The 17,887-nt window shown below is 56.8% G+C and carries 17 protein-coding genes; 9 read left to right on the top strand and 8 right to left on the bottom strand.

The window, feature by feature from the left end; all coding sequences use genetic code 11:
* Positions 1 to 210: 210 nt before the first annotated feature.
* On the bottom strand, positions 211 to 924 hold the full coding sequence (locus ASU33_RS11410) for an SDR family oxidoreductase (RefSeq protein WP_059070975.1): 714 nt from the start codon (positions 922 to 924) through the stop codon (positions 211 to 213).
* 97 nt (positions 925 to 1,021) lie between these two features.
* On the opposite strand from ASU33_RS11410, the gene ASU33_RS11405 reads away from it, so the two are divergent.
* Together ASU33_RS11405 and ASU33_RS11400 are read left to right on the top strand one after the other, a co-directional pair.
* Positions 1,022 to 1,753 carry an MlaE family ABC transporter permease gene (locus ASU33_RS11405; RefSeq protein WP_059070974.1) on the top strand — a complete coding sequence of 244 codons (732 nt, stop codon included), beginning with the start codon at positions 1,022 to 1,024 and terminating at the stop codon, positions 1,751 to 1,753.
* Between the two features lie 90 nt (positions 1,754 to 1,843).
* The gene (locus ASU33_RS11400; RefSeq protein ID WP_059070973.1) at positions 1,844 to 2,650 is read left to right on the top strand and encodes an ABC transporter ATP-binding protein; all 807 of its coding nucleotides are present in this window, start codon (positions 1,844 to 1,846) and stop codon (positions 2,648 to 2,650) included.
* A 116-nt stretch (positions 2,651 to 2,766) separates the two neighbouring features.
* Here ASU33_RS11400 and ASU33_RS11395 read toward each other — a convergent pair whose 3' ends face one another.
* The 4 genes from ASU33_RS11395 to ASU33_RS11380 form a co-directional block, all read right to left on the bottom strand.
* Positions 2,767 to 3,324 carry a YfiT family bacillithiol transferase gene (locus tag ASU33_RS11395; protein WP_059070972.1) on the bottom strand — a complete coding sequence of 186 codons (558 nt, stop codon included), beginning with the start codon at positions 3,322 to 3,324 and terminating at the stop codon, positions 2,767 to 2,769.
* A 183-nt stretch (positions 3,325 to 3,507) separates the two neighbouring features.
* Entirely contained in the window at positions 3,508 to 4,134 is a 627-nt protein-coding gene (locus tag ASU33_RS11390) for a bifunctional nuclease family protein (protein ID WP_059070971.1), read from the bottom strand.
* Positions 4,135 to 4,243: 109 nt separating this feature from the next.
* Entirely contained in the window at positions 4,244 to 5,221 is a 978-nt protein-coding gene (locus ASU33_RS11385) for an electron transfer flavoprotein subunit alpha/FixB family protein (RefSeq protein WP_059070970.1), read from the bottom strand.
* 130 nt (positions 5,222 to 5,351) lie between these two features.
* Entirely contained in the window at positions 5,352 to 6,089 is a 738-nt protein-coding gene (locus ASU33_RS11380; protein WP_059070969.1) for an electron transfer flavoprotein subunit beta/FixA family protein, read from the bottom strand.
* Between the two features lie 73 nt (positions 6,090 to 6,162).
* On the opposite strand from ASU33_RS11380, the gene ASU33_RS11375 reads away from it, so the two are divergent.
* From ASU33_RS11375 to ASU33_RS11360, 4 genes are all read left to right on the top strand, one after another.
* On the top strand, positions 6,163 to 6,504 hold the full coding sequence (locus tag ASU33_RS11375; RefSeq protein ID WP_059070968.1) for a hypothetical protein: 342 nt from the start codon (positions 6,163 to 6,165) through the stop codon (positions 6,502 to 6,504).
* Positions 6,505 to 7,081: 577 nt separating this feature from the next.
* A complete protein-coding gene (locus tag ASU33_RS11370; protein ID WP_059070967.1) occupies positions 7,082 to 7,354 on the top strand; it encodes a hypothetical protein in 273 nt (90 codons plus the stop codon).
* An 84-nt stretch (positions 7,355 to 7,438) separates the two neighbouring features.
* Positions 7,439 to 8,350, top strand: a complete 912-nt coding sequence (locus tag ASU33_RS11365; RefSeq protein WP_059070966.1) for a hypothetical protein — start codon at positions 7,439 to 7,441, stop codon at positions 8,348 to 8,350.
* Between the two features lie 220 nt (positions 8,351 to 8,570).
* Positions 8,571 to 8,783, top strand: coding sequence for a hypothetical protein (locus ASU33_RS11360; protein ID WP_059070965.1), 213 nt, complete (start codon positions 8,571 to 8,573; stop codon positions 8,781 to 8,783).
* A 62-nt stretch (positions 8,784 to 8,845) separates the two neighbouring features.
* On the opposite strand, the gene ASU33_RS11355 is transcribed toward ASU33_RS11360, so the two are convergent.
* Positions 8,846 to 9,775, bottom strand: coding sequence for a DUF3078 domain-containing protein (locus tag ASU33_RS11355; protein WP_059070964.1), 930 nt, complete (start codon positions 9,773 to 9,775; stop codon positions 8,846 to 8,848).
* A gap of 192 nt (positions 9,776 to 9,967) precedes the next feature.
* Between ASU33_RS11355 and ASU33_RS11350 the strand changes: the two genes are divergently transcribed.
* Complete coding sequence (locus ASU33_RS11350) at positions 9,968 to 10,783, top strand: transporter (protein WP_059070963.1); 816 nt, start codon at positions 9,968 to 9,970, stop codon at positions 10,781 to 10,783.
* 469 nt (positions 10,784 to 11,252) lie between these two features.
* Here the strand turns inward: ASU33_RS11350 and ASU33_RS11345 are convergent, their stop codons facing one another.
* Positions 11,253 to 12,011: a hypothetical protein gene (locus tag ASU33_RS11345; protein ID WP_149867169.1), complete on the bottom strand. Its 759-nt coding sequence runs from the start codon at positions 12,009 to 12,011 to the stop codon at positions 11,253 to 11,255.
* A gap of 27 nt (positions 12,012 to 12,038) precedes the next feature.
* Positions 12,039 to 15,494 (bottom strand): pyruvate carboxylase, encoded by a 3,456-nt coding sequence (locus tag ASU33_RS11340; RefSeq protein WP_059070961.1) that lies wholly within the window; start codon positions 15,492 to 15,494, stop codon positions 12,039 to 12,041.
* Between the two features lie 321 nt (positions 15,495 to 15,815).
* On the opposite strand from ASU33_RS11340, the gene ASU33_RS11335 reads away from it, so the two are divergent.
* Positions 15,816 to 16,529 carry an SDR family NAD(P)-dependent oxidoreductase gene (locus ASU33_RS11335; RefSeq protein WP_059070960.1) on the top strand — a complete coding sequence of 238 codons (714 nt, stop codon included), beginning with the start codon at positions 15,816 to 15,818 and terminating at the stop codon, positions 16,527 to 16,529.
* Between the two features lie 2 nt (positions 16,530 to 16,531).
* The gene (locus ASU33_RS11330) at positions 16,532 to 17,857 is read left to right on the top strand and encodes a cryptochrome/photolyase family protein (protein ID WP_059070959.1); all 1,326 of its coding nucleotides are present in this window, start codon (positions 16,532 to 16,534) and stop codon (positions 17,855 to 17,857) included.
* Positions 17,858 to 17,887: the final 30 nt, after the last annotated feature.

Below are 17,887 nucleotides of genomic sequence, written 5' to 3'. Positions count from 1 at the left end.
ATTCCTCCTGCTTCGCTGCATTTACTCCAGCTCATCATGTTGAGCGGCAGGCGAGACATTCGCTGGATAGTAATAACTGCCTAGCATCAGCACGCAAGATTCCTCGACAAGCTCGGAATAACGTTCTGGAGTTAGCGGCCGAGGCGAAGCGGCAGAACAGCTTCAATGAGGCTCAGCGGGACCAATGAGTGCCTTTATGACAGCGTAGCGTTAAATATCGCCTAACTGCGGGCGCATCAGGATTTCCTCAATCACAGCTTGCGGCGAAAGGCTGTACGCCCCGTACACAGCTTCGGCTACGTCTTCGGCTTTCATGAATCGTTCGGCGGGTAAGTCAACGCCTTCCCAACTGGCAGTAAGGGTAGCGCCAGGCAGTATGGCCGTAACACGCACATTGGAGTGCTTTAGCTCCTCGCGCAGGTTTTTCGTCATGCCGTAAAGGGCAAATTTGGCTACTCCGTAAGCCCCACCGTTGGGGTATGCCGTGATGCTGGCCGTGGAGCACATCGTGAAAATATGCCCTGCTTCCTGCTCCAACATGTGCGGTAGCAGGCCGCGCGTAACATCGTAGGCACTAAGCAGGTTTACAGCCAGCATCTCACGCATGGTAGAACCGTCTGCGGCGTCATCTTGCAAGCGACCGGGGATAAAGTACCCGGCATTGTTTACCAGCACATCAACGGTAGTACCTAGGCCCAGCACAAAATCCACGAAGCGGCGAGCCTCGTTGGGGCGACTCAGATCGACGGCCAAGGCGTGCAGTGTTGCTTGCGGAAAGCGCTCCTGAAAATCCTCGCGCAGCTCATCAAGGCTGTCGGTTGAGCGCGAACACGTCACCAACTGAAAGCCTGCTTGGGCAAATCGAGCTAAAATTGCCTTCCCAATGCCTTTGGTGCCACCCGTCACTACAATTGTTTTCTGCATAAGCCGTAAGATTGTTTCGCCGTTCGTACGTATGTGAGCGGGAAGCGTGCCGCAGCTGTGGCACGTTGCTCTTCATTTTTTTTGTCAGCCAAGGTTTATGGTCAAAGTTTTCGGCCAATATCTGCTTTTCCTGCAGAGCATGCTCGTGCGCAAAGAACGCGTGCGCGTGCTCTGGAACCGCACCCTCGACGAAGCCGTGAGCATCGGCATCGATTCAGTGTTCATCGTCAGCATTGTGGCTGCGTTTATTGGGGCCGTAACGTGCGTGCAAATTGCGTACAACCTCACCAATCCGCTTATCCCAAAGGCTACGATCGGCTTTATGGTGCGCGAAATGACAATTCTGGAGTTGGCCCCCACCATCACCAGCATTGTGCTGGCCGGCAAAGTGGGCTCCAGCATTGCGGGCGGGTTGGGCACCATGCGCATCACCGAGCAAATCGATGCCCTCGAGGTAATGGGAATCAACTCCACTTCTTACCTAGTGTTTCCGCGCATCCTGGGAGCCATCATCACGTTTCCGTTGCTGGTAATCCTGGCCATGGTGCTGTCTATTCTAGGTGGCTACCTGGCCGGTACGCTCTCGGGAGCACTGTCGGCGCAAGAGTACATTGAAGGAATCCGCGACGCATTCATTCCCTACAACATTACGTTTGCCCTCATCAAGTCGGTGGTGTTTGCCTTTCTGGTGTCGTCTATTTCGGCGTACCGCGGCTTTTTTACCGAGGGCGGTGCGCTCGAGGTTGGCGCCAGCAGCACCACGGCTGTAACCCACTCCATTATTGCCATACTTGTCGGCGACTTTGTACTGGCCTACACGCTTTTGTAAGAGGTTTTAGGTCTGAGGAACTTGGGTTGGCGGCAGATTAACTACCCAGCTCCCAAGCCCCAACTCGCTACTACCTAAGCCCTACCCACCATGATTGAAGTACACAACGTACACAAGAACTTCGGCGATACGCCGATTCTTAGGGGCATCACCTGCACCTTCGAAACGGGCAAGTGCAACCTTGTGCTAGGCGGCTCGGGCACTGGCAAATCAGTGCTCCTCAAGTGCATTGTGGGTTTGCTGAAGCCCGATATTGGCTCCATCACCTTCGACGGCACTATCTTCACGAACAACAAAATCGAAATCCGGCAGGAAATCCGGAAGCAGATCGGAATGCTGTTTCAGGCTTCTGCCTTATTCGACTCGATGAACGTGTTCGAGAATGTGGAGTTTCCACTGCAGATGCTCACGCCCGACATGAGCAAGGAAGAGCGCCGCGACCGGGTAGAGTTTTGCCTGAAGCGTGTGGGCCTTGAAAATGCCGGCCTTAAAATGCCTTCCGAGTTATCGGGCGGTATGAAAAAGCGGGTGGGCATTGCACGGGCCATTGCTCCCAATTGCACCTACCTATTCTGCGATGAACCTAACTCCGGCCTCGATCCGCTCACGAGCATCAAAATCGACGAGCTGATCTACGAAATCACCCACGAGTACGGTATCACTACCGTTATCATCACTCACGATATGAACTCGGTGGTGGAAATTGGCGACCATATCGTATTTCTGCACAAGGGCCTGAAGCTGTGGGATGGCACCAAGGATGAAATTCTCAACGCCCAAGTACCCGAGCTAAAAGACTTTATCTTCAGCAGCAGCCTTGTACGGGCCGCCAAAAAGGTGGAGCAAGAAGGTGGTACCATCGAAACCTCAGTTGGCGAGCCTATCCAAGGCGAGTAACGGGATAGTGGCCCAATAGCCCTAGCAGATGAAATTCGAGAGCGGGGCATCCGAACCAAGTTCGGGTGCCCCGCTCTCGTTTGCAGCGCTGTACTGGGCCGTATTGCCTTGGTGCACTACCAGCCCATGCGCTTACGCAGGCTGGTAATGTGAGCCACGTGGTGGCGGCCATGCCACGCATACATCACCAAGGCCTGATCGAGGCGAATGGTTTGCTGCATGCCGGGATGATACCAAGTGCGCAGCCACTGCTCGTCGGTGAGTTGGCTCATGAGCACTACCCAGCGCGCGTGCAGGGCATCGAGCAGGATCAACGACACATCGGGCGGCACAATGGCTATATCGGGCAGTTCGGCCCAGCCGGCCTCGTCGTAAGGTTTAATGGTGGGGTTGTCTTCGGTAAGTGCGAGCCGGAAACGCATGTAGCTGTTCAGGTGCGAATCGGGCACGTGGTGAAGCACCTGGCGCACCGACCACCCACCCGGGCGATACGGCGTATCGAACTGAATACCGTTGAGACCATCGAGGGCTTGGCGTAGCTCGGTTGGCAACGCCATTAGCTGCTGAATGTACACGGCACGCTCCTCGGCGGTAAGCGGCTGATCGGGCAAGGTATAGTGGCCAATGGGGTAACGCAGGTCCTGGTCGGCAGCGGTGTTTTCGGGGGCGGACATAGGGATTGAAGTAGTGGCTTGGTAACGAAGGCGCAATTCTAATGATTTACCTGCATGTGCGCGCAGCAGTGGCCGGGGCACCTAGGTGCGCAGAGGCAACACAAGCAGCCTGAACTTCCAAAAAACTGCGGCCTGCTCCCTATTCGGAAGCAGGCCGCAGCAGGCTGGTTGCACTAATGCAAATTACTCTTTGCCGCCGTTGCGCTTGTTCAACTCGTCGCGGATTTTGGCCGCTTTCTCGTAGTCTTCGCGCTCCAATGCCTGGGCCAGCATTTTAGTTAGTTCGTCGAGCGAAACCTGCCCGCTAGGTTCACGGGTTTCGGCAACCTCGGTGCGGTTGCTGGTGGTTTCCTCGTCGTCGTCATCGTCGTCATCGTCCGATTCGGCACCTTCGTCGAGATCCGAAAGGATAATGCCGGCTTCGCTCATCACGCTTTCCACAGTGTAGATCGGCACTCCGAAACGCAAGCCAATGGCAATGGCATCGGAAGGCCGCGAATCCAACTCAAATGTGGTAGCTCCGTCGGAGCACACAATTTTGGAGTAGAACACGCCTTCTTTCAGGTCGGAAATGAGCACTTCAAGAATGCTCACGTGTACCTGCTCGGCAAACGACTTGAACAGATCGTGCGTGAGCGGACGGTTCGGATTGATTTTCTCGATCTGGATGGCAATGCTCTGTGCTTCGAACATGCCGATGATGATGGGCAGGCGCCGGTTGCCGTGCCGCTCGCCCAGGATCAGAGCAAACGACCCCGACTGCGACTGGCTGGAGGATAAGCCCAGTATTTCGAGCTGGATTTTCTTCACGGAGTGGGAGAAGGAATGTGCAAATGGATTAATGGCTGCCTGTGCTAAGAGCTGGTGAGGCAGGAACAGCGCATGCGCCAACCCCGCCCCACCTTAGCACATCAGCACATTAACCAAGCTCCTTAACGGCCTGGGTCAGCTTGGGCAATACGTCAAATACGTCGCCTACGATGCCATAATCAGCCGCTTTAAAGAAAGGAGCCTCCGGATCTTTGTTGATAACGACAATGACTTTGGAGGAGTTAACACCCGCCAAGTGCTGAATAGCACCCGAGATGCCGCAAGCAATATAGAGGTTCGGCGATACAGTGATACCCGTCTGGCCAACGTGCTCGTGGTGAGGGCGCCAGTCAACGTCCGACACGGGCTTGGAGCAGGCAGTAGCAGCACCGAGGGCCTTGGCCAGGTCCTCGATGAGGTGCCAGTTTTCCGGGCCTTTCATGCCACGGCCACCCGATACTACCTTGTCGGCTTCGGGCAGCGGCACACCGCCGGTTTGCTCCTGCATGATCACCTGCTTGGGGGCATCGGCAAAGTCGGTATCAGCCAGCTGAGCCGAGAACGACTGCACCTGAGCGGTTTGGCCGGCGTTGTGCAGCGCTTCGATGCTGTTCTTCTTCACCGCAATAATTTTGCGGTCGTTGAGCAGCACCACATCCGAGAAAGCCTTGCCCGAGTAAGCACCACGCTTCACGATAAAGTTGCCACCCTCTACGCGGGGCAGCTCTACTACGTTGGTAGCCAAGCTAGCTTGCAGGCGCACAGCCAGGCGCGAACCTACCGAGGTACCAATGTTGCTGTTGGCCAGCACGATTACCTGCGCTTGCTCCTGCTCGGCAGCTGCCGCGATGAGCTTGGTGTAGGCACCGTTTACAAATTCTTTCAGGCGGGCTTCGTTGTCGTACAGCACTTTGCTGATGCCCTGCTCACCCAGGCTAGCCAAGCTAGCTTCGGAGGCTTCGCCTACGGCAATGGCCGTTGCGGTGGTGCCTAGGGCTTGAGCTACTTGCGCCCCGTACGAGGCCACTTCGAGCGAAGACTTTTTTACTTCGCCCTTATCGCATTCTACTACTACGAGTACAGACACAGTCTTTCGAGTTTAAGAGTTAAGCAGTTTAAGAGAACGAGGTGATGTGGGAAATTGCGTGCACCGAATGGTTGCTCTATCGATGGAAGAACAACTCATTAACTTGCTAACCCACAAACTCTTAAACTTGTTAGATGACTTTGGCTTCGTTGCGCAGCAAACGGATCAGGTCGCCAGCGTTTTCGGCATCGATCAGCTTTACGCCTTGCTTCTTGGGCGGCAGCGCGTACTCCGTAACCTGCGTAGCAGCACCTTGGCCAGTAGCCTCTACCACTTTCAGCGGCTTGGTGCGGGCCGTCATGATACCGCGCATGTTCGGGATGCGGGGCTCGCACATGGGCTCTTGGCACGAAACCACGAACGGCGTTTGCACCTCCACGATTTCTTTGCCACCCTCAATTTCGCGCTCCAGCGTAGCGGTGTTGCCGCTCATATCCAGCTTCATAGCTGGGGCTACCGTCGGAATGCCGAGCAGTTCGCCTACCATGCCGTGTACTTGGAAACCGTTGTAGTCAATGCTTTCCTTACCCATCAGGATTACATCGTAGCCGCCATCTTTGGCAACGGCAGCAATCTGCTGCGCTACGAAGAATGCATCGGTGGGCTTGGCATTTACGCGGATGGCGTCGTCGGCGCCAATGGCCAACGCCTTGCGGATGTTGGGTTCGGTGTCAGCTTCCCCTACGTTGAGCACCGTAACAGAGCCGCCGAGTTGTTCCTTCAGCTCAATGGCGCGAGTGAGGGCATATTCATCCCAAGGGTTAATCACAAACTGGACGCCAGCTTTATTCAGCTCCTTGTTATCGGGCGTGAACGTGATTTTGGTGGTAGTGTCGGGAACGTTGCTGATGCAAACGAGGAACTTCATCAGGTCTGCTTATAAGTCAAAAGATGCGGGGAAGCCCCTAATTTCGGGCCGAAGATACTGGAAAATCCTGCCGATGGAAACCTCCCCGAGCCGCCTCCAGCAATTGCTGGCCTTCTACGAAGAAGATCCGAACGACCCGTTCACCTTATACGCCATTGCCACCGAGTATCGTTCGGCTGGCAACCTCGACAATGCTTGGCAATTCTACCAAAAGCTGCTTGCCGAACATGCTGATTACGTGGGCACTTACTACCACGCTGGCAAGCTAAAGCAGCAATTAGGCGAAGCAGCCGAAGCCGAACAAATATTTCGGGCGGGCTTGGTTGTGGCGCGCCGTGCCGGGCAAATGCACGCGGCATCGGAGCTGCAGCAAGCCTTAAACCAGCTCCTGGGGCTTGATTACGAGGATGACTAAGCGCCCTTGGGTATCCAATCCAGAAAAACCGGCCAACCAGCCGGTTTTTTTCATGCCTGATGCATCGAAAATGATAAGCCCATAGAAATAATGCAATGATCTACTGCTACCGGTTTCCGGCTTGCAAGCTTTTGCGCACTGAGTTAGTGCTACTGATAACCATCGAGTTAAAGCCTTTCTCCTCACTTATGCATCAGCATTGCTTGTTATCTTACTAAGTGATACTAGTGATAGTATTGCACCCAACGTTAGCTATGATTCGGCCACTGCTTGTACAGCTGTGCGAGGATAGCAAGGCCTACTAAAAAGTAATGCACTAGGTCGCAGGCTGAATTGCTCCGGGGCGTTTGTTGCCTTATATCTAAATGAAGGTGGGACACCTAGGCACCAACCTTAACTCGTTGACACAGGCTTGCCTCGAGGAGGGCGGCTCAGCCAACTACCATCTTGAACACTGTTGTGGCTGCGGTATAGCAGCAGAAGGCTTTAGCTGCCATTGGGCGTGTTACCATTTTGTCATGCGTGGGCAATCATCGGCAGTTTCTGCGTTATTTACGCCCTCGTAAGTCAGTGCATAATGGCCTCCCCCATCTCCGTCCGCATCGACTATGGCCCGGGCTACCTCACGGTGGTGCTTGGCTGCCTCGCCACGGGCGAGGAGCGTTGGCAGCGCCGGTTTCCGGCGGTACTGTGGGAGATGCTGCCCCCCGAGGACACGGCTGATTTGCTGGCCGACGCCTTTTTTCTGGAGCACCCCGAGCTAGCCGATAATGCGTTGTTCAGGGCTAGCTTCGCGGCCAATTTGCAGATGGCTCTGGAGCACGATTCGGCTCAGGTAAACAACTCTTAACATCCTGTTGAGCTTGTAATTATCCGCAACCTGCTGCGTTGCGGCGGGGTAAAAGTATGGGTCAACCAAAACCCATTCGCACCCATGGCTCATCATCAAAAGCTCCGGACCGAAGACTTCGACGAACGCGGCCGCAACCAATACGAACACAACGATAGCCGCGGTGGCCGCCAAGGCGACACCTACGAGCAACGCAACTACGGCCACAGCCGCGAAGGCGAATCGGGACGTAGTTCTTATGCTTCGTCGGGCCGCATAGGCGCCTACGGCCAAAATAACCAGGGCCGCAACCAAGGCGACCAGACGCACCCCGGCCAAGACCAACACCGCGAGCAGGACTACCGCAACAACCGTAGCCGCTACGAGGACGAAGACGACCGGCGCCGCACTTCGGGTAACTTCGATCAGGACCAAGGCCGCAGCTACGGCCGGGCCGCGCAGCAGCGCGGCGAGTTTCAGTACTACACCCGCGATAATGATCAGTTCCGGGGCTACCCCGACGACAACGACCGGCGCCAGTATGCTACCCGGCAAGACGACGCACCTAGCTATGTGCACTTCCAGCACCAGCGCCCCGGCGGCATAACCCCGCGCGACTACAACCAAGACGATGCCCGCGTGCGTGGCAACGAGGCCTCGCGCGGCCGCGACCAATACTCACGCGGTTTCTCCGACCGCGGCCACAGCCCCTACGGCAGCGACTACGGCCAAGACAACCGCGGCGGCAACAACGAGCGCAGCGGCTACGAAGACCGGCGTGGCTACAGCGGCTACGAAGACCGCGACGACCGCCGCGGCGACCGTGACGACCGCAACAGCCGACAGGAGTTTGGCTACGGCAACGACTACTCCAGCTCGCTGTACGACGACAACAGCCGTAACCGCACCAACCGCACCCACGACAACCGCGACGAGCGCCGCCCCAACGACGACGACCGCAACCGGAACCAGGGCCGCGGCTACAACGACACGAATGACCGCGGCCGCCAGCGCTAACATCGCTATCGAGCCGAAACGCAACAGCCCGGCGCATTGCTGCGCCGGGCTGTTTTAGTTGTTGGTGGCCGCAAGCACCTAGGTAGTCAAACGCTGATGACCATCAACAATATTCGCCCTATTACATGATCATTATCAGCTTATTGACATTGGACTTTGCTCGCACAAGAGCGTAACTTAATACCTGCTCGAGCAACCCCTTCCCTGCCCGGGCTAAGCCATGCAAAACTTAGATGACAAACAAGCTCGCGCCTATGTGCAACAATGGCTAAACCGCCACCCCGATCGGGTAAACGGCCGCCGCGCCGATCCGCTTGCCCTCCGGCAGTGGCAGGATGCCGCCGTGCTTCGGTTGCGCGAAGGCATTGCCGACGATGCCGAGTTCATTCTCAACCGGTTTGCCACCAAATCTGAAACGCACTCCATGCAGTAGCGCCAAGCCGCGGTACAGCCGCTGTCCGAGCAGTGGTGTCCTCCCAGTACCTAGGGCAGCGGCTACTTTTGCTCGGTATAATTCTGGAAGGTGTACAAGAAGCCCAGCGAAAGCGTTTGGCTTGCCTGAATTTTTGTATCCTGATCGTAGTCGTACAGGCTGATGCCCGTGATGGCAACGTTGATATACTTATTGACTTTGGCGGTTATGGCCAGTTCGAGGCGGTGGTCGATTTTGCGCCAGTTCAGCTTCTCGTAGTTGGCGAAGAGCAGGTAGCGCCCTTTCAGCGTTACGTTCTCCATAATTTGCTTGTCGAACTCGGAGAGTACCTGCAGCGCCAAAATCTCGTAGCGCACCTGGCGAGGAGGCCGCACCCCGTATGGGCTGTCGCTTACAGTTGCTAAAAACCGCTGCGGATCGTTTACGACAGTAATGCGCGGCGAAAACGGCGAGAGGCGCAGCTTAAAGAACGTGGCGGGGTGGTACTCGAACCCGTACGAGGAGGTGATAAACGCCGGCGCAAACCACGACGACACAAAGCGGGCCCGCTCGGTACCCGTCGAGTCTTTGCTGTACTCGTAGCCGGGCGCGAACTGCGTCAGCAAGTTCAACGAGGCAAACAAGTCCCAATCGGAACTGATGCTGTAGCCGTATTTGGTGTCCAGAAACAACCGGTCGAGGTTTTTCCGGTAGCCCTGGCCTTTGTTTTGGGCGAAAGCAAAGAGTAAATCGGCTTGGTTGTCCCAGCTGTTGCGGCCCGAGCGGTAGTTGGCTTGCGTGTTGAACAAGCCGTTCAACCCCACAAAGCTCACGCCCCCGCCCTTCCAGTTGTTGGAAAGCAGCGCCTCGCTGATGTTCAACGAAGCTTTCAGCTTGGTGCGCCATGGCGAAATAGTATCGACTGGGGCGGTGAGGGTAATTTGTGCTTGGGCAGTGCTGATGCATCCGAGCAAGGCTACGGCCAATAGCCAACGGGTAGAAATCCATTTCATAGCGCTGCAAATATGCTGCGCGCAGCCGAGCTTCGGCTCACGTGCCCCTAGGTTGTGCGCTGATGAAAGGAGCTAGGCCCGCATAGTCCGGAATAAGCCAAAACAAACTTGCCTTAGTTTACTGCTTTTGCTAAATGCTTCTTCACAATCCTCATTCTTGAACTCTGCGTTGGGTTTGGCTGTCGGGGGTGGATGCAGAAGACCACCTTGCCCCTGCTCGCCGGCGCGATGCTGCTGGTTGCCCCAAGTTACCTACAGGCCCAAACGCTGGAGACGCACGACAACGAGAATGCCCCGTTTGTGCTCAACATCCGGCCCGACCGCCCCGGTCAAACCGTAACCACCAGCATGCTGCGCCCGGGGCAATTTCAGGTGGAGGTTGGTACCCAGCGCGTGCTGCCGGGCTCTGGACTAGGTAGCACCAACTCTCTAGGACTGCTGCGCGTGGGTTTTTTCAACCACATGGAGCTGCGCCTTGCCCAAAGCTATTTGCATCTGCAGCCTCGTCCTGTGCAAGAAGGCATGCCGACAGCAGCTTACGGCTTAGCTCCTCTCACCCTAGGTGCCAAATGGCTGGCTTCAACGCAGCAAGACGCCCGTTCACAAGTCGTGTTCCTGACGGAGCTTACCCTACCGAAAACCGGCGACCAGAGCCTGCACTTAACAAAGCCCTTAGCCGCCGCGCGGGCGCTGGTGTCACAGCAAATTGGGCAGCGCTACGGGCTTGAGGCCAACCTGGGTTTTAGCCAAAGCGGCTTTCGGGCAGCCGACACCAAACAAGGACAATTCCTATATACGCTGGCGCTGAACGGCCCCTTAGGTAACCGCTTTGGCTTTTTTGCAGAGGGCTACGGTACTGGTCGGGGCACTTATACCCACGGTACTACCTTAGGCCTAAATTGGCGCCCCCTGCCCGGTTTGCGCCTTGATGTAACGGCGGGCCGCAGCCTTGGCGGTTCGGAGCGTACCACTTTTGGCGGGGGCTTAAGCATGCGCATACCGCACTAATTCCTCCTTTTTGGCTGTACCACATCATTGTGTGATTGACGGCTTGGTGCGCTGCCCCTAGGTTTGTCCTATCCCACCATTGATAAAGGCAAGCCGCATGCTCCTCTCGTTTTCACGTGCATTGTTAGCAGTTGGCTTGATTTGGCTTGGTTCAGCTGCGGCTCAAGCCCAAACGTTAGCATCGGTACCCAACCGCACTATCACTGGCCTAGGCGACCCAGAGCCTGCTGACCCACGCGTCGTTGATCAGTTGGTGTTGCATAATGGTGAGGCCAATAAAACTCTGACGCCGACAGATGCACCGCCGGATAATTGGCCCACGCCTACAGCTGCTGCATCCGAACCCAGTTCAAACACTTGGAAGCTTGCATTAAAGCGACGTAAAACAAATTAGTAGCCTTACTGAACGCGAAAGCGCCCACTGCATAATGCAGTGGGCGCTTTCGCGTTCAGAAAACAGCGTAAACCGCTACTTAGTGTCGAGCTGTGCTACTACTTTGCGCAGATCATCCTCGCTCTTGATGTTGAGCTTTAATGCTTTTAGGCGCTCTGCCTCCTCCTTTGGTAATACTGCCTCCAGTTGCTTGTTACCGGGCTTAGCTAGTTTTGCAAGCGTACCGCTAGGCAGTTTCAGGTATAGCTCAGATACGTCCATGATTTCGTTATAGTCACGACCCGAGTTGTATCCCTGATCGGGTTGGCTCTTGATAAAGATTTTCCGTGGCAGTTTGTATAGGGCGTATTTGCCATTGTCGCGGGCGTACAATACCTCAACAAACGAATCTCGGATGGCTGCCGGCGGATTCTCCAGGCGTTGGTATAATCGCTCGGTTTGCACCACAGGCTTACCATCACTACTCGGAACTGTTTCTCGCAGCACGAACTTGTCGATTTGATTCAGGTCAACCATAATCGAATCCTTCGACGGACGCAGTGCCAACAAGCGCTGTCCAAACGAGTCGTATTTCAGTGGTAAGTCTGAAGCCTGTATCCCACGGCGCATGTAAATGGTACCGGGTAGCCACCGTGGCACGGTATAAGGGGTGCCCTTCATGCCTATGTAGCGGTTGTCGAACGGCACGGCCATGCTAAAGCTTCCCAACCGGCCCATTGCGGCTAAGTTCTCATTGGCTCCAACTCCTGTGGTAATTGCTGTGGAAGCTGGGCTAGTTTGCGCCACCGCAGGGAGAGCAACGGTGGCTAGCAAACCAATCAACAATCGTTTCATGGTGCTGAGAGTGGAATAAATCTTAGATTACTTCTCCCCCAATGTAAGCACCAAATCGTCAGCATTCACCAGCGTGCCTTCGTTCAGGTTCACTACCTGTACTTTGGCGTCGCTCGGGGCCGTGATGGTAGTTTCCATCTTCATAGCTTCGATGATGAACAGCGGTGTGTTACGCTTCACCTTTTGGCCATTCTCCACCAGCACTTTCGAGAGCAAGCCTTGCAGTGGGGCGCCAATTTGGCGCGGATTACCTTTGTCGGCTTTGGGGTTCGACACCGTTTTTACCTCCACCGATCGGTCGCGGATTTCGAGGTTGCGCGTCTGGCCGTTCAGGGTGAAGAAGATGGTGCGGCAGCCGTCGTCGTTTACGGGGCCAACCGATTGCAGACGCACGATGATGCTCTTGCCGCGGGCAATGTCGATGATGGTTTCTTCGCCGGGCCGCAGGCCGTAGAAGAACACCCGCGTGGGCACCACCGATACGTCGCCGTACTGCTGCAGGTGCTTCCAGTACTGTTCGAATACCTTGGGGTAGAGCAGCCACGAGAGCAAATCGGTGAAGCGGGCGCCGGGGCCAAACTTTTCCTGAAACTTCTCCCACTCCTTGTCGAAGTTGATGGGCTTGAGGTGCTCGTTGGGCCGGTCGGTGAAGGGCTGCTCGTCCTTCAGGATGATCTTCTGCAGCTCGTGCGGCCAGCCGCCTTCAGGCTGCCCAATGTCGCCGCGGAACAACTCGCGCACCGATTCGGGGAAGCTGATGGTGTGGCCTTTCGTCAGCACATCCTCGGTGGTGAGGTTGTTTGACACCAAGAACAACGCCATGTCGCCCACTACCTTCGACGAGGGCGTCACCTTCACGATGTCGCCGAACAGCTCGTTCACCTCGGCGAAGGTTTCCTTGATGAGTTCAAACTTATCGAGCAGACCTAGGCCTGCTGCCTGCGGACGCAAGTTGGAGTACTGCCCGCCCGGAATTTCGTGCTGAAACACCTCCGAGGTGCCCGCTTTCAGGCCCGATTCAAATGGGTAGTAATAGTCGCGAACGGTTTCGAAGTAATTCGAGAACTCGTTGAGGCTGTGCTGATCGTACTCGCGGTGGCGCTCGGTGCCGCGCAGCATCTCCACCACCGAGTTGAAGTTGGGCTGCGAAGTAAGGCCCGACAACGAACCCAGGGCCACGTCAATCACGTCGACACCGGCTTCAACTGCTTTTAGGTACGTGGCCGGTTGCAGCGACGAAGTGTCGTGGGTGTGTAGGTGAATAGGCAGGCTGATGGTTTCGCGCAGCGCCGTGATGAGCTCGGTAGCAGCGTATGGCTTCAGTAAGCCAGCCATGTCCTTGATGCACAAGATGTGCGCGCCGGCTTCTTCAATCTGCTTGGCCAGGCGCAGGTAGTACTCGAGGTTGTACTTCTGGTTGCGCTTGGGGTCGAGGATGTCGCCAGTGTAGCAAATGGCGGCTTCGGCTAGGCCCTGGGTTTTGTTGCGCACGAAGCCAATGCAGGCCTCCATGCCCTTCATCCAGTTCAGCGAGTCGAAGATGCGGAACACATCGACGCCGGTTTCCCAGGCTTGCTGCACAAAACGCTCCGTGAGGTTATCGGGGTATGCTTTGTAGCCCACGCCGTTGGCCCCGCGGATGAGCATTTGCAACAGAATGTTGGGCACAGCCTGTCGGATTTTCGCGAGTCGGTCCCACGGGTCTTCGTTCAGGAAGCGCATGGCCACATCGAACGTGGCGCCGCCCCAGCACTCAAGCGAGAAGGTTTGCGGATGGCAGCGGGCGTAACGGTCGGCCACCTTCAGCATATCGAAGCTGCGCATGCGCGTGGCCAGCAGGCTTTGGTGCGCATCGCGGAAGGTGGTATCGGTGTAGTGAATGAGCGGGTCGTTGCGCAGCCACTGGGCAAAGCCTTCTGGCCCTAGGTCGGTGAGAATTTGCTTGGTGCCGGCGGGCACTTCGCCGTTGGGGTCGAAGTGCGGCAGCTTGGGCTTAGGCAGCTCCTTTTTCGGGTCGACGTTGCCCTTCACATCGGCATTGCCGTTCACAATCAAATCACCTAGAAACTCGAGCAAGCGCGTGCCGCGGTCGAGGCGCGGCTTGAACTTAAACAGCTCCTGGTGGTCTTTGATGAAATCGACATTGGCTTGCCCGGCTACAAACTCGGAGTGCGCAATTATGTTCTGCAGGAACTGAATGTTGGTGCGTACGCCGCGTACCCGGAACTCATCCAAGGTGCGCTGCATCTTCTGGGCGGCGCCTTCGAGCGTGGGCGCGTGCGCCGACACCTTCACCAAAAGCGAGTCGAAGAAGGGGGAAATCTTTACGCCCTGGTACACCGAGCCTTGGTCGAGGCGAATGCCAAAACCACCGGCCGAGCGGTAGGCCACAATGGTACCGTAGTCGGGCTTGAAGTCGTTTTCGGGGTCTTCGGTAGTGATGCGGCACTGAATGGCGTAGCCAATTTTCAGCGGCTTCACGTCGGGGCCCAGGCCAATTTCGGGGTCCGAAAGGCGGCGACCGTCGGCAATGTGCAGCTGGGTTTTAATCAGGTCGATGCCCGTAATCATTTCGGTTACGGTGTGCTCTACCTGAATGCGGGGGTTCACCTCGATAAAGTAGATGCGGTCGTGCTCGGGATTCACCAAGAACTCCACGGTGCCCACGTTATTGTAGCCCACGGCCTTACCTAGGCGCAGCGAGTACTCGTAGAGCAGGTGGCGCATGTGGTCGGGAAGGTTCAACGACGGGGCCACTTCTACCACTTTCTGGTAGCGGCGCTGCACCGAGCAGTCGCGTTCGTACAGGTGAATGATGTTGCCGTGGGTATCAGCCACCAGCTGCACCTCAATGTGCTTGGGGCGCTCCACAAACTTCTCGAGGAACACGGTGTCGTCGCCGAAGGCCTTTTTGGCTTCGTTGCGCGCCTCGAAAAAGCCTTTCTCCAGCTGCTCGTCGTCACGGATTACGCGCATGCCGCGACCACCGCCACCGGCAGCGGCTTTCAGCATAACCGGGTAGCCAATGCGGTGCGCTTCTTCGAGGGCTACCTCGTAGCTGGTGAGGGGTTGCTGGCTGCTTTCGATGATGGGCACTTGGCAGCGCACGGCCACTTCCTTGGCGCGCACTTTATCACCTAGGGCTTCCATTACCTCGGGGCGCGGACCTACAAAGGTGATGCCCTCCTCGCCGCAGCGGCGGGCGAAGTTGGCGTTTTCCGACAAGAAGCCGTAGCCGGGGTGAATGGCATCGACGCCGTTGGCTTTGGCCACCCGCAAAATCTCCTCAATGTCGAGATAAGGCTTCAGCGGATCTTCGTCGCGGCCCACCTGGTAGGCCTCGTCGGCCTTGTAGCGGTGCAACGAATAGCGGTCCTCGTAGGTGTAAATCGCGACGGTCTGGATGCCTAGCTCGGTGGCGGCGCGCAGCACGCGAATCGCAATTTCACCGCGGTTCGCGACGAGTAGTTTGCGGATGTTCATAACTCGGTTGTGGTAGTGGGGGAATGCAGGGATTGGTCCGAAGCTACGTAAAACGGCATGCTTCAGTCGAGCTTGTTGGTAGGCAAGCCGAACAATATTGCGCTTTTAATTTATACTAACTAAGCAAGATCATCTTGACTTAAAGCTATTTATGTAGCTGTTATTTTTTTGCTTGCATCAGCCACATACTTGCTCGAAGATGCTATTACACAACAATTTGGTAACACTACAGCCGCGTGCAAGAGTAAGCGAAGGGCTGCGGCGGCAAACCTTACAGCCTTGCGGAGGTTGTTTCGGGGTTCCGCAACCCAATCCCACCGCATGGATTTCTCCGGCAAAACCATTTTGGTCGTCGGTGCCTCGTCGGGCATCGGCTTGGCAACTGCCCAGCTCCTACAGCAGCAAGGCGCCACGCTCATCACGGCTTCGCGCCACCAATCCGAAGAGCTTCAAGCCCTAGGTGCCACGCACCTGCCACTCGATGTAACCCAGTTTGAGGCCGCTGCCCTCGACGGCTTGCCCGAGGTGCTGCACGGCGTGGTGTACTGCCCCGGATCCATTTTGCTGCGGCCCTTCGAGCGCCTAGGTGCCGAGCAGTTCCGGCAGGATTTTGAGCTGAATGTGGTGGGCGCCGTGCAAGTGCTGCAAGCCTGCATGAAGCGCCTGAAGAAAGCTGGCAACGCCGCGGTGGTGCTGTTTAGCACCGTGGCGGCTTACAACGGCATGCCGTTTCATGCTAGCATTGCCACGGCCAAGGCGGCGCTGGAGGGACTTACCCGCTCGTTGGCCTCGGAGTACGCCGGCAGTGGCATCCGGGTGAATGCCTTAGCACCTTCGCTTACCAACACCCCGCTTGCCGCCGCCCTGCTGAACACGCCCGAAAAGCAAGAAGCCGGGGCTAAGCGCCACCCCCTGCAGCGCGTGGGCCAAGCCACCGATTTGGCTGAGTCGGCCGCATTCCTGCTCTCCGATGCAGCAAACTTTATTACCGGTCAGATCATCCGCGTCGACGGCGGTTACTCAACCCTGAAATAGCTATGAAGATTGCGCTGTTCTGGCACCGCCGCGACTTCCGGCAGCACGATAACGCCGGCCTGACTGCGGCCTTGCAAAGCGGCCTGCCCGTGGTGCCGCTTTTTATCTACGACACCGACATCCTCGACTATGTGCCGCGCCCCCAGGATGCGCGCCTTACGTTTATCTACGATGAGGTAGAGCGACTCGCTAAACAGACCGAAGCTGCGGGCGGCACTTTTCTGGCCTACTATGGCAAGCCCGTGGAGGTGTTTCGGCAGTTGCTTGATACTTACGACTTAGGGGCGGTTTTCACCAACGAAGATTACGAGCCCTACGCCACCCAGCGCGACACCGAAGTAGCCCAGCTGCTGCAAGTCCGTGGCGTGCCTTTCAAAGCGTATAAGGATCAGGTCGTTTTCGCCAAAAACGAGGTGCTTACCAAATCGGGCACGCCGCACAAGGCTTTTGGGATGTACCGCGACGCGTGGGAAGCCAAACTGCGCGAAGAAGATCTGCGCCCCTACCCTTCGGCGGAGCTGTACAAGGCCGAGCGCCTAGGCCGCCTGGCCGATGCGCCACCTAAGCCCACGCTCGAGCAAATGGGCTTTGAGCGCTACGAGCAGTACGTGCCCGCGGCCGAGGTACCCCCCGAAAGCTTGGTGCGCGACTACCACCTTACCCGCGACCGGCTGGGTCTGGTGAACAGCAGCACCCGCCGCTCGGTGCACCTTCGTTTTGGTACCCTAAGCGTGCGCGAGCTGATGCGCCAAGCCCACGAGTTCAACCCCAAACTGCTGGCCGAGCTGGTATGGCGCGACTACTACATGATGCTGATGTGGCACTTCCCTGGCACCGCACACGAAAGTTACAACCCTCGATTGCGCCACGTGGAGTACCGCAACAACGAGGAAGAATACCAGCGCTGGTGCGATGGGCAAACGGGCTACCCGCTGGTTGATGCCGGCATGCGCGAGCTAAACCAAACCGGCTTTCTGCACAACCGTGCCCGCATCGCCGTGGCAGCCTTCCTCAACAAGCACCTGCTGATTGATTGGCGCCTGGGCGAGCGGTACTTCGCCGATAAGCTGCTCGATTACGACTTGGCCCTGAACGTGGGCAACTGGCAATGGGTAGCCGGTACCGGGGTGGTGGCCGCGCCGTGGTTCCGGGTGTTCAGCCCCGAGTCGCAGCTCAAGAAGTTCGACCCCACGCTGGAGTACGTGCGCCGCTGGGTGCCGGAGTACGGCACCAAGAAGTACCCGGCGCCTATGGTCGACCACAAGTTTGCCCGCGAGCGGGCGGTGGCGGTGTTCCGCAAAGCCTACCAGAACCTGCCGGTAACCTAGGGTTTTCAGCAACCAATAAGCGCAGCCGCT

It is taken from the genome of Solirubrum puertoriconensis (assembly GCF_001483135.1).
Taxonomy (GTDB): Bacteria; Bacteroidota; Bacteroidia; order Cytophagales; family Hymenobacteraceae; genus Solirubrum; species Solirubrum puertoriconensis.
Note: the sequence above shows the minus strand (reverse complement) of the source record. Positions and strands in the feature narration are given on the sequence as shown.